Annotated in this window: 13 protein-coding genes and 1 pseudogene; 11 read left to right on the top strand and 3 right to left on the bottom strand. The window is 49.0% G+C overall.

Going from position 1 to position 13,631, the window contains the following annotated elements:
• The first annotated feature begins 84 nt into the window (after positions 1-84).
• From V4U84_RS06835 to V4U84_RS06820, 4 genes are all read left to right on the top strand, one after another.
• The gene (locus V4U84_RS06835) at positions 85-978 is read left to right on the top strand and encodes a carbohydrate ABC transporter permease (RefSeq protein WP_334073853.1); all 894 of its coding nucleotides are present in this window, start codon (positions 85-87) and stop codon (positions 976-978) included.
• 2 nt (positions 979-980) lie between these two features.
• Positions 981-1,817, top strand: a complete 837-nt coding sequence (locus V4U84_RS06830; protein ID WP_334073854.1) for a carbohydrate ABC transporter permease — start codon at positions 981-983, stop codon at positions 1,815-1,817.
• Positions 1,818-1,918: 101 nt separating this feature from the next.
• Positions 1,919-4,645 carry a GH36-type glycosyl hydrolase domain-containing protein gene (locus tag V4U84_RS06825; protein ID WP_334073855.1) on the top strand — a complete coding sequence of 909 codons (2,727 nt, stop codon included), beginning with the start codon at positions 1,919-1,921 and terminating at the stop codon, positions 4,643-4,645.
• A gap of 107 nt (positions 4,646-4,752) precedes the next feature.
• A complete protein-coding gene (locus tag V4U84_RS06820) occupies positions 4,753-5,631 on the top strand; it encodes a hypothetical protein (protein WP_334073856.1) in 879 nt (292 codons plus the stop codon).
• A 78-nt stretch (positions 5,632-5,709) separates the two neighbouring features.
• On the opposite strand, the gene V4U84_RS06815 is transcribed toward V4U84_RS06820, so the two are convergent.
• Positions 5,710-6,090, bottom strand: a complete 381-nt coding sequence (locus V4U84_RS06815) for a hypothetical protein (RefSeq protein ID WP_334076966.1) — start codon at positions 6,088-6,090, stop codon at positions 5,710-5,712.
• A 321-nt stretch (positions 6,091-6,411) separates the two neighbouring features.
• Between V4U84_RS06815 and serC the strand changes: the two genes are divergently transcribed.
• The 4 genes from serC (at position 6,412) to V4U84_RS06795 (ending at position 8,884) form a co-directional block, all read left to right on the top strand.
• On the top strand, positions 6,412-7,500 hold the full coding sequence (serC, locus tag V4U84_RS06810) for a 3-phosphoserine/phosphohydroxythreonine transaminase (protein WP_334073858.1): 1,089 nt from the start codon (positions 6,412-6,414) through the stop codon (positions 7,498-7,500).
• A gap of 190 nt (positions 7,501-7,690) precedes the next feature.
• A complete protein-coding gene (trmL, locus tag V4U84_RS06805) occupies positions 7,691-8,155 on the top strand; it encodes a tRNA (uridine(34)/cytosine(34)/5-carboxymethylaminomethyluridine(34)-2'-O)-methyltransferase TrmL (RefSeq protein ID WP_334073859.1) in 465 nt (154 codons plus the stop codon).
• Between the two features lie 240 nt (positions 8,156-8,395).
• Positions 8,396-8,593 (top strand): hypothetical protein, encoded by a 198-nt coding sequence (locus tag V4U84_RS06800; RefSeq protein ID WP_334073860.1) that lies wholly within the window; start codon positions 8,396-8,398, stop codon positions 8,591-8,593.
• A gap of 69 nt (positions 8,594-8,662) precedes the next feature.
• Positions 8,663-8,884 (top strand): hypothetical protein, encoded by a 222-nt coding sequence (locus tag V4U84_RS06795; protein ID WP_334073861.1) that lies wholly within the window; start codon positions 8,663-8,665, stop codon positions 8,882-8,884.
• Here V4U84_RS06795 and V4U84_RS06790 read toward each other — a convergent pair.
• Positions 8,876-10,027, bottom strand: coding sequence for a serine hydrolase domain-containing protein (locus V4U84_RS06790; protein WP_334073862.1), 1,152 nt, complete (start codon positions 10,025-10,027; stop codon positions 8,876-8,878). The two genes, V4U84_RS06795 and V4U84_RS06790, sit on opposite strands and share 9 nt — an antisense overlap.
• A 32-nt stretch (positions 10,028-10,059) precedes the next feature.
• On the bottom strand, positions 10,060-11,415 hold the full coding sequence (locus V4U84_RS06785) for an erythromycin esterase family protein (protein WP_334073863.1): 1,356 nt from the start codon (positions 11,413-11,415) through the stop codon (positions 10,060-10,062).
• A 284-nt stretch (positions 11,416-11,699) separates the two neighbouring features.
• On the opposite strand from V4U84_RS06785, the gene V4U84_RS06780 reads away from it, so the two are divergent.
• The 3 genes and pseudogenes from V4U84_RS06780 (at position 11,700) to V4U84_RS06770 (ending at position 13,591) form a co-directional block, all read left to right on the top strand.
• Positions 11,700-11,963: an MlrC C-terminal domain-containing protein gene (locus tag V4U84_RS06780; RefSeq protein ID WP_416367217.1), complete on the top strand. Its 264-nt coding sequence runs from the start codon at positions 11,700-11,702 to the stop codon at positions 11,961-11,963.
• A gap of 163 nt (positions 11,964-12,126) precedes the next feature.
• Positions 12,127-12,653 (top strand): annotated as a pseudogene (locus tag V4U84_RS06775) (erythromycin esterase family protein).
• A gap of 362 nt (positions 12,654-13,015) precedes the next feature.
• Positions 13,016-13,591 carry a sensor domain-containing protein gene (locus V4U84_RS06770; RefSeq protein WP_334073980.1) on the top strand — a complete coding sequence of 192 codons (576 nt, stop codon included), beginning with the start codon at positions 13,016-13,018 and terminating at the stop codon, positions 13,589-13,591.
• The last annotated feature ends 40 nt before the right edge of the window (positions 13,592-13,631 follow it).

The following is a 13,631-nucleotide window of genomic DNA, read 5'->3' as shown; positions in this document are numbered from 1 at the left end:
AAAAATAATAAGGCCATACTGCCCTCGGGGTCTGCGTAGGCAGACCCCGATCATTATTTGATTTGGACCTGCGAGGTGAGAGAGATGTATCCATTTGGCAAAGGCTTTTCGCGATATTTACCTTATTTACTGCTTCTGATCCCTATGGCTTTGTATCTTATTTTCTATTTCGGACCTTCGGTATTGACTGTGATTTACTCTTTTACGGATGTTAAACAAATCCCAGGAAGCCCTGTGCATTTTGTTGGTCTGGATAACTACCATGATTTATTCTACTCCGGAAACTCTGGAGAACGCTGGCGCTCCATTATAAATACATTGATCTTCATGTTTGTCGTGACGATCGTTCAGAACGGGGTCGCCTTGTTCGTCGCCGTGCTGATTAACCAACGTCTCCGCGGAGATTACTTCTATCGCGCTGTCTTTTTCCTCCCGGTTGTCCTGGGGGTGGCCGTTGTTGCTCTGATCTGGGGCATGATGTTCGATCCGATGAGCGGGCCGGTCAACATGCTATACGACAAGCTGTTTGGCTTTAAAGATATGTTTTTTGCCAGCTTTACGCATGCGTTCGGTTACATTATCTTTGTACAAATCTGGATGTATATGGGCTATTCCATGCTAATCTTCCTGGCGGGGCTGCAGTCCGTACCGAAAGACTTGTATGAAGCGGGACACATCGACGGAACCAACAAATGGCAGGCTTTCCGCCATATTACGTTCCCGTTGATCGCTCCGTCCTTCACCGTGAATATGCTGCTTTCGATTATCGGCGCGATGTCGACCTTTGATATTATCTTGGCTACGACCGACGGTAAATTCAATACCAGAACGATGGCTTATGACGTGTATAAAGAAACGTTCCGCGGAAGTCTGGAGATGGGCTTGCCTTCGGCCTTGTCCGTCGTGCAGTTCCTGATCATCCTAGTGTTCGTCATCGTGGCTGTCAAACAGACGCGTAAGAGAGAGGTGGAATATTAATCATGAAAAATTCCAAATCGTTTTCGATTCTCTCGTATGCCGTCATCGCCGTCCTTTTGGTGCTCTATGTGGTTCCTTTGATTTTGGTGCTGAATGTTTCATTGAAATCATACCCCGAATACTTGATGAATCCGATCGGAATCGTAAAAGATTTTCAATGGGGAAATTACATTACTGCTTGGACGGAAGGCAACTTTGCTAATTACTTTCTGAACAGTGTGCTCTACACAGGGATTGCGACTGTTCTAACGATCATCGTTTCCGTCATGGGGGCCTTCCCGGTTGCGCGCGGTTATGTGAAATGGAGCGGGTTTATCTACCTGTTCTTTCTTCTCTCACAGTTCCTGCCGAATCCGATGGTCGCCCAGTACAAGCTGATGTTGTCGCTGAATGAATACGTTGGTTTCTTCGGCTATAATACGAAGCTCGGCTATATCATCCTGAAAACCTCGGGAACCGGCGTCGTATTTATGATGTTCGTCGGATATATCAAGGCGATCAGCCGGGAGCTGGACGAAGCTGCGGGGATCGATGGATCGGGTTATTTCCGTTATCTGTTCCAGATGATCATGCCGCTCATGAAGCCGGTCATCGCGACGGGCGTTATTTTGACGGCAATCGGGATTTGGAACGACTATGTCGGACCGCAAATGTACCTGCCGAGCAAGGAAAATTTCCCGATCACCTTCGGATTGAGGGAGTTCAAGGGGCAATACGGAAACAACTGGCCGCTGCTGGCCTGCGGAATTACGATTGTAGCCGCTCCGCTGATCCTTCTTTATACGTTCATCCAAAAATACCTCGTTGACGGCGCTCTTGCGGGTGCTGTGAAGTCCTAACGCCTCATAAGGAATCCCGTGCACCTTCGGGGGAGCGGGATTCATTTATGCCTGTATCTGGCATCGATTAGAGAAAATAAAGGGAGAGGGAGAATCGAAAAATGACATACAATAGCAGTTGGAAGTTCCTTGGAAAAAACGGGGAGTTCCGATTAGAGCAGCCGGAGAAGAGCAGTTTTTTATATTTTCCCCTGGTGAATGAAGCGGGCATGATGTCCGCGGTTACGCCCAACCTGCATGGGGAAATGACCTCGAGCCATAATACGTTTCTAATGGAGCCGGTTTCGGTGTTGGATTTGCACAACTCGAAGGCGTCCCGGAATTTTTGGGTTCATATCGAAGGCGCCGGAGCTTGGTCGGTCGGCGGCAATTCGGCCAAACAAAATGCCGAGCTGTTCTCGGACGGCAAAGAAAACAGCGCGGTGGAAGCCGGGTTCCTCTGGCATAAAATGATCCGCGAGAACGCGGAAACGGGTCTGCGTGCGGAAACGGTCAATTTTGTTCCGGTCAAGGAAGATAAAATCGAGCTGATGAAAGTGACGCTCACCAATACGGGCAAGACCGCGCTTCGACTGACGCCGACGGCGGCGATTCCGATCTATGGGCGTTCGGCCGACGATCTCCGCGATCATCGCCATGTGACGTCCTTGCTGCACCGGGTGTTCACCTCGGATCACGGGATCGAAGTTCAGCCTGCGCTGTCCTTCGATGAACGCGGACACCGGGTAAATAAGGTGACTTACAGCGTGTTCGGATCCGGTGCGTCGGGTGAAGCTCCCGTCGGGTTCTTCCCCGAAACCGAGGTGTTCGCCGGAGAAGGCGGGGCCCTGGATTGGCCGGAAGCGGTGGTGGCAAATCTGGAGCCGACCGTGCAAGCCGGCGCGTCCCTGGAAGGCTACGAAGCGATCGGCGCCCTCCGCTTTGCCCCGATTCAGCTGGAAGCGGGACAATCGGCGGCTTATATCATCGCCATGCTGATTACGGACGACCGGACCTCTCCAAAACAGATCGCGGAGGGTTACTTGTCGGAAGCGCAGTTCGACCGGCTGCTTGCGGATAACCGGCGTTACTGGCAAGAGAAGCTCGACACCGTGTCCTTCCATTCCGGCGATTCCGAGCAGGATTTGTGGATGAGATGGGTCACGCTGCAGCCGATTTTGCGCCGATTGTACGGGAACTCCTTCCTGCCTTATCATGATTATGGCCGGGGCGGACGGGGCTGGCGGGATTTATGGCAGGACTGCCTGGCGCTTATGGTGATGGAACCGGCGGAAGTCAGACACCTGCTGCTTAACAACTATGCGGGCGTTCGGATCGACGGAAGCAACGCGACCATCATCGGAACGAAGCCCGGCGAGTTCGTCGCCGACCGCAACAACATCCCGCGCGTCTGGATGGACCATGGCGCATGGCCGCTGCTGACCACGCTGCTGTATATTCACCAGAGCGGTGATCTGGATCTGCTCTTGCAGCCGCAGACCTATTTCCGGGACGTATTTGTGAAACGCTGTAAGGACCGCGACCTGACGTGGACTCCGGAGCAGGGAAACAAACTGTTGACCAAGGACGGGGACGTTTACGAAGGTACGATTCTGGAACATATTTTGCTGCAAAACATCACGCCTTTCTTCCATGTCGGCGAGAACGGAAACATCCTGCTGGAAGGGGCGGATTGGAACGACGGGCTGGATCTCGCGCCGAACCGCGGCGAAAGCGTGGCGTTTACCGCTTTTTACGCGAGCAACCTCCTGGAGCTTTCGAACCTGCTGCATGCCTTGCGGGAGAAGAACGGTCTGGAATCGCTGGAGATCGCCGAGGAAATGGCGGTCCTGTTCGATACGCTGGCAGCGCCCGTCTCCTACGACCGCATTGCGGAGAAACGCGCACTGCTGGACCGCTATTATGATGCGATCGTACCGGCCGTTTCCGGCGCGAAGGTGAAGCTGGATCTGCGTCAAGCGGCCGAGGACTTGAAGCGTAAAGCCGAGTGGACCATCGAGCACCTGCGCAGAAACGAATGGATCAAGAGCCAGGAAGGCTACGAATGGTTCAACGGATACTACAACGACCATGCCGAACGGGTGGAAGGCGATCATCCGCAAGGGGTGCGCATGACGCTCACCGGTCAGGTATTCAGCATTATGGGCGGCGTCGCGACCGAGGAACAGGTCGAAAAAATTTCCGCGGCCGTCGACCGGTACTTGAAAGACGAACGGATCGGCTACCGGCTGAATTCCCGCTTTGGCGGAATCCAACAGGATTTGGGCCGCGCGTTCGGATTTGCGTTCGGACACAAGGAAAACGGCGCGATGTTCAGCCATATGACCGTGATGTACGCCAACGCGCTATATAAACGCGGCTTTGTGAAAGAAGGCTTCGAGGTTTTGGATTCCATTTACCGCCTGTCCGTCGATTTTGGGAAGAGCCGGATGTACCCGGGAATTCCGGAATACATTAACGAGAAGGGCCGCGGCATGTATCCTTACTTGACAGGTTCGGCGAGCTGGCTGCTGCTGACCCAATTGACGGAAGTTTACGGCGTCAAAGGGCTCTACGGCGATCTGAAGCTTGAGCCAAAGCTGGTAAAGCCGCAGTTTGGCCAGGACGGCAAGGCCTCCGTGGAGACGCTGTTTGCGGACCGGATGTTCCGCATCGTTTACAGCAATCCAGAAGGTGCCGATTTCGGCGGCTACCGCATCAAGGCGGTTGCGCTGAACGGAAAACCGGCCGTTTGCGATTTGAGCGGGGACGGCTGCCTGATCAGCCGCTCGGTGTTGGAAGACCTGCCGAAAGACGGGGTTCACCAGCTCGAAGTCCTTTTAGGCTAATTTTTCGGCCTGAAGTTACTGCGTCAACGTACTTGGAACAGGAAAACCCTGCCGCTTACTTCTTAAGCCAGGGTTTTCTAGTTATATGAAGGGATGCATGACCAACTATGACTTACCGATTGAAAAACGAACATTTAAGCATCGAGATTGCGGAACCCGGGGTTTACCGGGGGGCGCGTTTTGATTGGACCGGCTTTATTACGGGAATTACCCTCCTCAACGGAAATCATACCTTTTGCGTTCCGGAAAGCCTGGTTCCCGGACGGGGAACCGGAGGCGCCGGATTATGCAATGAGTTCGGAATAGAAACTGCCCTGGGCTATGACGAAATCGCTGCGGGCGGGCAATTCCCCAAGCTGGGGATCGGATTGCTGACCCGGGTTGATGAACGGAAGTATGAGTTCTTCCGGGATTATCCGATTCGCCCCTTTGATGTGAAGGTCGTCCGGGAAAATAAGGCCTGTCTGACCTTCCACAGCCTCCCCAAGGAGTGCAACGGCTTTGCCGCAAGCCTGTCCAAAAGGATTTCCGTTGCCGGAAACCGGCTTGAAGTGGCGTACTCGCTGCGGAATACGGGAACAAAAGTATTGTCGACCGAAGAATACTGCCATAACTTCCTTGGCATCGACGGTCATAAGATCGGGAGAGATTATGTCCTGCGATTTCCGTTTGAATTAACCCCAACGGCGGATGAGGAGCAGACGATGGCCGGGCTAAGCTTCGAACGGGGAGAAGTCCGCTTTCCCGACCAGCCGCAGTCGCCTTTTTATTTCCGCCTCCCCGGCTTTGAAGGCGGCCGTTACCCGTGGATTTGGGAACTCCTTCATGAGCCGAGCGGAACCGGCGTCCGGGAGCTCAGCCAATTCCCCGTTTCGAAAGCGGCAGTTTGGGGGGAGGGGCATGTCGTTTCCCCGGAAATCTTTATTAAGGTGGAGTTGGCGCCGGGAGAAGAACAACGGTGGACGCGGATATACGAATTTTTTTAAATATTAAGACGAACAAAAAGGCTGGCACCGGTTTAAGCATCGGTGTCAGCCTTATCTGCGATGCAACAAGCCTACAATCTAGATTATCCATTTATATAGAGCGCCAAGCAACAGCGATATTACCTTGAATTTTCTGAAAATGAAACATACTACCACAATAAGCGGAATCAGCCGCAAACGTTGGAATTTCTGTCCGGTTGGAATAAACACATACAACAAAAGAGCCAATACCAGTTCAAATCTTTGTGTCACAGAAAAGGCATGAAAAAAACCGTATCCTGTCGCCACCAGGGCGCCAATAGGAAGAGCTGCGCAAACTGCGGCAATCCAGCCAGCTCCACGGCTGTACCATATGATGTAAGCCGCTATCGGCGAAACGATGGCAATACTACCCCAAAGGAGGAAATAGCGACCGATCCGCGAACTAATATCGTTCAACAGATTAAGAAAATCGCCCAAACCTCCGTAATATCTCAATTCAAAATTAGTTTAATCCTAAATTTTGGGGGTGATTAATATTAATGGAAAAAATATAGTTACTAATTTTTCGTGTAACACTATGGATTATCTATACTAACCGGATTTCTTTGTTGAGATGTTTGATATAAAAAAAGGTCAAAAAAACCCAATTCTTTGATTAGATGAAGCGTTAATGTGTCAATTCTATAAATTGTCGTATTTTTACGAAATATCAGCTTGCTGGGCGGCGGTTTAGTTGCTATGATAGTCCTTATCAAACTTCGAACATGACTAGAATAGCACCAGAAAGGATGGGGAGTAATGAGCAACAGAGCATACAACTTTAATGCCGGACCGGCAGCGCTGCCGCTGGCCGTGCTGGAACGCGCCCAGGCGGAATTCGTCGATTTTAAGGGGACGGGGATGTCCATCATGGAGATGTCCCATCGCGGTAAGGTATACGAAGAGGTTCATAACGAAGCGGCCAGCCGCCTGTTGAACCTGCTGGGCAATCCGGGAGGCTATAAAGTGCTGTTCCTGCAAGGCGGCGCGACGACACAATTCGCGATGCTGCCGATGAACCTGCTGACCGAGGGCAAGAAAGCCGGTTATGTCAAAACGGGCAGTTGGGCCAATAAGGCGATCAAAGAGGCCAAGCTGATCGGGGAAACTTTCGTGGCCGCCTCCTCCGAGGCGGACAAGTATATGTCCATTCCGGACCTCGGCAACCTGGTCCTTCCCGAGAACACGGCTTACCTGCATGTGACCTCGAACGAAACGATCGAAGGCACCCAGTTCCAAAGCTTCCCGGATACCGGTAGCGTTCCGCTTGTCGCAGATATGTCAAGCGACATCCTGTGCCGTCCGTTCGACTTGACCCAATTCGGGCTCATCTATGCGGGCGCTCAGAAGAATCTGGGACCTTCCGGCGTCACGGTGGTCATTGCCCGGGAAGAACTGCTGCAAAATTCGCCGGCTCATTTGCCGACTTATTTCCGTTACGATACGCATGCGGATAACAACTCTCTGTACAACACTCCGCCATCCTTTGGCATTTATATGGTGAACGAAGTGCTGAAATGGATTGAAGAGCAAGGGGCTCTGAAAGGGATCGAAGCGAAGAACCGGGAAAAAGCGAATCTCCTGTACCAGGCGATCGACAACAGCGGCGGCTTCTACCGCGGCGCGGCGAACACGTCGGACCGCTCCCTGATGAACGTCACCTTCCGCCTCGCTTCCGAAGAGCTTGAGAAACAGTTTATCAAGCAGTCGGAGCAGGCAGGCTTTGTCGGGCTGAAGGGCCATCGCAGCGTTGGAGGACTTCGTGCTTCCATCTATAACGCGGTGCCTTATGATAGCGTCAAAGCGCTGGTTGACTTCATGAGCGAGTTTCAGAAGGCGAACGGCTAACGCGGCCGGTATACTGCGCTGATATACCATTTTCGATAAACGGCGGCAGAGGGAAACCCTCTGTCCGCTGTTTTTTTATGAATCGGCGCTGCGGGACAGGGGAATCAAAAAACTGGTATAATAAACAGACAGCAATTCCGTACGGTTCATCCGGACGGCGAAAAAAAATTGACTCGAGGTGTTTGACAACATGGCTTTGCATATCGTGCTGGTGGAGCCGGAAATTCCGGCCAACACCGGAAACATTGCCAGAACTTGCGCGGCGACCGGGATCCATCTTCATCTGGTGCGTCCGCTCGGATTTCGGACTGATGACGCTACGTTGAAGCGGGCGGGGTTGGATTATTGGTATGCGGTGAAGATCGAGTATCATGATTCCTTCCGCGAGGTGGAGGAGAAGTATAGCGGCAGCCGGTTTTTCTTTGCGACGACGAAAGCCCGGAAGCGGTACACGGATTTCAAGTTTCAGGACGGCGATTTCTTCGTGTTCGGCAAGGAGACGAAGGGCCTGCCTGCGGAAATTCTGGAGGCTCATCCGGAAACATTGATGCGGATGCCGATGACGGACAAGGTCAGATCGCTGAATCTGTCCAATTCGGCGGCGATCATCGTATATGAAGCGCTGCGGCAGCTCGATTTTCCCGGAATGGAATAGATGGGGCGACCAAAGCATAAACAATAGGATGAAGGGATCAAGATGCCTCAATCGAAAACGGAAAAAGAGAAAATGCTTGCCGGTGAGTGGTATGATGCGAGAATTGATGCTTACCATAAGAAGATGCAAACTCTTAAGAATGAATATCAGGTAAGAAAAAGGAACAAGGGAGTAAATAGTACAAGAAAAAGAAAGCGGGTAACGAAATTGAGCCCGTCATAGGAATGGTGGTGACTTGTTATGCCAGCTATTACTGGCGATGATTTACAGAAGGCATTTAAAAGGGTAAAACAAGCGGTGCGCTCCAAAGCGAAAGAAGCAAGCGCCCCGCTATTTTATGTGGAAAATGGGAAATACATTCGAGAAGAGCCAAACGGTGATAAATTCATACGTGTCTTAGATTCGGATGGAATCCTCAAAGACTACAAGGTCAGGTAGGGTACTTGAAGGAGGGCATCATTTAATGCGCCTTAATGATAATTCCCATGGAAATTTGAATAATCGGTCATGTTTGTCACACTCCGTTCGGGCGGGGTGGTGACGCGGGAGGAATTTGCGGCCATGCTGCTACGGGTGCTTGTCCTCCGGGGCGGAAGCGAACGAACTGCCGTTTACGGATCGCTCGGACATTCCGTCATGGGCAGAGGAAACGGTCGGGGCCGAGATGGCAGCAAGCTGGCACCGGAACAGGAAATTTTCGGTGCCAGCTTGCTGGTGTTCTTAATGTGATGAAGAGCCAATGAGTTGCTCGGCAATGCTTTTGGAAAGAGGCAAGGTATTAATTTCAGAAGGCATCGCATTGATATTAAGGGTTTGTACATAATCCCCGCCGCGAGTTCCACCTGCGAACGTAGCGAATCCTGGAAAGTTGCCGCCATGCCCCCAAATCGTAATACCATTCGCCAGCTTTGTTCCCATGATCCCCAAGCCGTATTCACCTACTGGAGTTTCAACCCCAGTTAACATCTGATCTAAAGTAGCTGGTTTTAACAGCTTGCCACTAAGTATAGCACTGAAGAATGTATTCATATCATCCGCTGTGGAGATCATAGATCCCGCAGCATCGGCCCAAGAGGGATTCATTTCAGTTCTGTCTATGAATTGACCGTCGAGTACGAAGTATCCTCGTGCATGTTCACCTGGAATAAACGAGTAGTCGTCGGGTACATAAGTGTTCGTTAGCTTAAGGGGAGCTATGAAACGTTTCCTAATATGTTCCCCGTATGTTTCTCCAGTAGCCTTCTTAATAATCATCCCTGCCAGTACCGAATTCGTATTGGAATAAACCCATTTCTCTCCAGGCTTAGAGGTTGCCTTCATGTTCAGTCCAGTACGAACTAATTCCTCAGCAGTAAAGGAATGTAACGGGTTTGGGAGTAATTTATCGAGAATATCCTTGTGTTCTGAATAGTCAGGAATACCGCTTGTTTGGTTTAATAGTTGCCGAATCGTGATATGTTCCCCTTCATATTCAGTACCCTTAACAACATCAGGCAGCCATTTTTCTATCGTGTCATCCAGGTTCAGTTTTTGTTCATCAACAAGCTGAAGAACGACCATTGCAGTAAACGTCTTTGTTAGACTACCGATCCGAAAAGTAAAGTTCGTCTTAACCGGGTCAGTACCGTAAATGCTTGCTTCACCGGAAGCATATGCCCATTTTGATCCTTTGTTTGAGGAAGCTACTATTATGCCCGGTATATTTTGATGGTTAGCAGCTTCATCGATAAGTTGCTTGGCTTTGGTCTGCGAATCTTGACTGTAAGTAGTAACGAGGGGATCCGTCTGATTTGCAAAACCGGTTCCTGATAATGGCAGTAATAAAGTCGCGGTAATCATTGTCGATACAGTGAGCATAGAAATTTTGTTCATTTCGTTTTTCTCCTTTTGATTAAGGAATCGTATTATTCATTCATTTGTGATGGAGTGACCTTTTTGATATAGAAAAAGATGTCAAATGTCTTGCCGAATGCAACGTCTACAAACAAAGGTATTTCGGGTCCCAATGTTGTTATTCCGGCAACTAGAGGACGGGATTCATCTAACCAAGTTTTCACCGAACCGCTTGCTTTGCGCAAGTCTACAAAAAATTGATCATGTTTGACTTGTCCGACGGTATAGTTAATGCTATTGGGGTCATCGATTCTAACCGTTCCGTAAGGACCGAATTTGCCGCTTTCATTAACAACGTTATATGAACCTGAATGGATTGAAGTCCCGATGGATACGTATTTGTCGCCGTAATGTTTAGCCAAATGTTGTCCTGACATCTCCGGATATACGAATGGAAGAATATTGGTTTTGGCTATATGTCCGTTATGACCCCATACAATGGTTTTCCCCCATTGTTCTTGTGTCCACTTCGCATTTTCATACATTGCAATATCATGTCTTAAGAAGAACTCCGGCTGTTGTTCAGCTGAAAGCATATGAATAAATTGCTCGATAATACGGGCGCTATGCAATGCCCATGCGTAAGCTTCTTTTTGCTTGCCGGCATTAGCTTTATTTTTTTCTAGCAGCTCAATAATAGACCGGGCATTGGAAAGATGCTTTTCTTTCTCATCTTTGGGCAGTTTCGCAAAACTTTGATCATCTTTTGTTGCGGGAATAAGCTCTTTCATTTTGTCATTTAATTGAGAAATCAAATTCGGATGATATTGTTGGATATAGTCCGAAATTTTGTTAAACACATGTTCATCTAATTTTTGTTGATCCATCCCGATTACACGTACTTTGTTGGCATGTTTGGGATTGGCATTGTAGTCACGAATCCATTCCAACATTTGCGTCATTTCTTTATTGTTAAACACGGGGCTAAGATTTTTGCCTGGATGCCCTTTACCTGTAAGAACATATTGATCAAGCATCAATCCGTTCCCCCAGTTCTCCTCTAAGACAAGGTTTGTAAACCCCAATTCCGTAACCATATACTGTACGATACGGTGTTTCATCGTGAATATTTCATGCATGCCATGAGAAGCTTCGCCTAAACCAACAATAGAAGCAGATCCTATCATCTCTTTAAGTGGTTGTAAATCTTCCAAAGAAGCACGAGGCTCTGTTGTTGTTAATTTGCTTGCATTCTTCTCCAGCCACTGTAATGGAGTCTGTTTGTCCTTCATGGCAGTTTCAAGTTTAGATGCAGGCGTATTGCCCGAACTGGATGGTGTTGATGGGATTTCTTCTGTGGAACAACCGGCCAAACTTATACTACATATTGTAGTAAGCGCCAGCCTCGTTAATAATTTCTTGTTCATTTTTTTCCTCCCCAGGGTTATTGTTTGACATTCACTGCGAAGCGATTTGTCTCCCCGAGTATTGCAAAGTAATTGTCATACTGCCAAGATGCCATTATGTCACCATGCTGCGTATTACTGTCATATGACGGCTTATCGCCCAATGCTTTCTGGGACCGAAGTGAGCAATTCGGCTTCACGACAGAAGCTTATTCCTTGGATGAAGCGTTACAAGCGGCGGCAGAGGAGGCGGCGAGATCGGTCATTTTGTCGGATACCGGCGATAACCCGCGGCAGGCGCTAGCATGGATTTGACCCTCGTTCTGAAGCGGCTGCTAGAGTTGGGTTGGCGGGAGACGCTTGTTGCCGTCATCGTTGATGCGGCAGCGTGGGAGATGTGTTCGAAAGCAGGTGAAGGTGGGCGTGTCGGACTCGGTCTCGGACGGCTCGATCCGACATCTTCTAGCGGCGATTCGCAACTGGCCGTCGACGCAGAGGTCGTCACGCTGGGAACCGTTTGCGGCAAGGCATACGCTGTCGTCCGGAGCAGTGGGTTACCTTATATTTAATACGAAAGAAATGACCGATCTGATTGAATGGATTCGGGTCTATAATAACAATCCAGACAATGATCAAAAAGTGCGTATCATAGGCATGTGAAAACGATTAGCGAAAATGTCTATGAACGATCATAGAGTATAACATGCTGCCGTCATCGAACAGTTTACCAAAATGATGGGATACTTACCGGAGAAACCTAAAGACTTTTACAATCAGTATGATATTGCGATGTACGAAAATGCCAGATGGACGGAGGAGAAATTTGGGAAGTCGATCGTCTGGGCGCACAACGGCCACACCGCGAAAACAAATCTGCTCCCGCAAGTATATGACGAGATCGCCGGACAACATCTGGCAAAGCATTACGGCCCTAAATACGTATCGATCGGAACTTCAGTCACTACAGGCCAATATCAAGCGGAAGACGAAATGACAAAACCATCGTTCCGTTTCCAGTTAATGCGAACCACCCGGAAAGCTTTAACTACGCATTCGGCCAAGTCGAGTTCCCGCAATATGCCATCGATCTTCACAAATCAAGCAGAGCGGCTAAATCTTGGCTAAACGAGCAGCGTCGTTTCGTCTTTGGTTTCGCCGGCGAAAATCCGGATAAGCCGGATTACGTCAACATAGCCTTGGAACAAGTGTTCGATATTGTCGTCCATATTCAGAATGTGACGGCATCGCAGATGAACTAATGAGGATCAACCTGTCATGAGAACGCCTATCAGCTAATCGGACCATTCGTGCTTCGTATTCTCAAGTTGGGCTTGAATCCATTTCGTTGACTGAATCCAAATAACTTATCATTTGACAATCCAGGACTACGTTTGTAATATGTTATTTTGGATTACGCAAGTAGTCAATTTATCCAGAGAGGAGTCAACGATCCATTGAAGCACATACCTCAAATTACCGAAGCGGAGTGGGCCGTTTTTTGTTTTCGGGATAATCCTCTCTTTGGAAAATATCACATGACATTTTTACACTGGCGCAAATGACACAGGAAGCTGTATGATGCGGGTATTACCTGGAGAGGAGCGATGAACCTATGAAGAACATTGTGACAGGTTTCATCCAAAATGGTTATTTTTTATTATTGACTTTTGCTACAGGTCTGTTTTACTTTTGCTTCTATCTGGTTGCTCTATCTTTTAGTTTAAGCCTTTCTTTTACAGTCATTGGCATTCCTTTAGTCACTCATGTTTTACGAACAACTGCAACGTTTATTCAATTTGAGCGAACGCAAACAAAAATTTATACCGATGTTACGATTGCCCCATACGACAAGAAAGCGACAACGGAAGGATCGGTGTGGACTCAAGCCAAATCCGAGCTGACGGATCGTCGCAATTGGGTCGCCGTCTATTGGTTGATGCAGAAATTAGTAATTGGGCTTATCAGCCTCGTCAGTGCCGCAGCGCTCTATGTAACTCCTTTTATGTTACTCCTGACTCCACTGCTGTATCGTTACATTAATATGAATGTTATTTTCATGCGTGTAGATACTTTGGCAAAATCGCTCATTGTGATGGCGGTCGGAGCCGCATTTGCTTTGATCAGCTTCAAGCTAGCCGATCGCTTGGTGAAATCGATCGGAGGTTATACTCGCATCATGATTCGACAGTTAAAATGATAGCTATGAAAAATATCAGACGTTGGATACAGGGGGTGGA

Source organism: Paenibacillus sanfengchensis (genome assembly GCF_036864765.1).
In the GTDB taxonomy this organism is placed as follows: domain Bacteria; phylum Bacillota; class Bacilli; order Paenibacillales; family Paenibacillaceae; genus Fontibacillus; species Fontibacillus sanfengchensis.
The sequence above is the reverse complement of the archived record's forward strand: the minus strand, read 5'-3'. Positions and strand labels throughout refer to the sequence as shown.

Bases quoted from the DNA above. Each gene is read 5' to 3' on its own strand.
- V4U84_RS06835 (WP_334073853.1), top strand. From the start codon at position 85: ATGTATCCATTTGGCAAAGGCTTTTCGCGATATTTACCTTATTTACTG.
- V4U84_RS06830 (WP_334073854.1), top strand. From the start codon at position 981: ATGAAAAATTCCAAATCGTTTTCGATTCTCTCGTATGCCGTCATCGCC.
- V4U84_RS06825 (WP_334073855.1), top strand. From the start codon at position 1,919: ATGACATACAATAGCAGTTGGAAGTTCCTTGGAAAAAACGGGGAGTTC.
- V4U84_RS06820 (WP_334073856.1), top strand. From the start codon at position 4,753: ATGACTTACCGATTGAAAAACGAACATTTAAGCATCGAGATTGCGGAA.
- serC (WP_334073858.1), top strand. From the start codon at position 6,412: ATGAGCAACAGAGCATACAACTTTAATGCCGGACCGGCAGCGCTGCCG.
- trmL (WP_334073859.1), top strand. From the start codon at position 7,691: ATGGCTTTGCATATCGTGCTGGTGGAGCCGGAAATTCCGGCCAACACC.
- V4U84_RS06800 (WP_334073860.1), top strand. From the start codon at position 8,396: ATGCCAGCTATTACTGGCGATGATTTACAGAAGGCATTTAAAAGGGTA.
- V4U84_RS06795 (WP_334073861.1), top strand. From the start codon at position 8,663: ATGTTTGTCACACTCCGTTCGGGCGGGGTGGTGACGCGGGAGGAATTT.
- V4U84_RS06790 (WP_334073862.1), bottom strand. From the start codon at position 10,027: ATGAACAAAATTTCTATGCTCACTGTATCGACAATGATTACCGCGACT.
- V4U84_RS06785 (WP_334073863.1), bottom strand. From the start codon at position 11,415: ATGAACAAGAAATTATTAACGAGGCTGGCGCTTACTACAATATGTAGT.
- V4U84_RS06780 (WP_416367217.1), top strand. From the start codon at position 11,700: ATGGATTTGACCCTCGTTCTGAAGCGGCTGCTAGAGTTGGGTTGGCGG.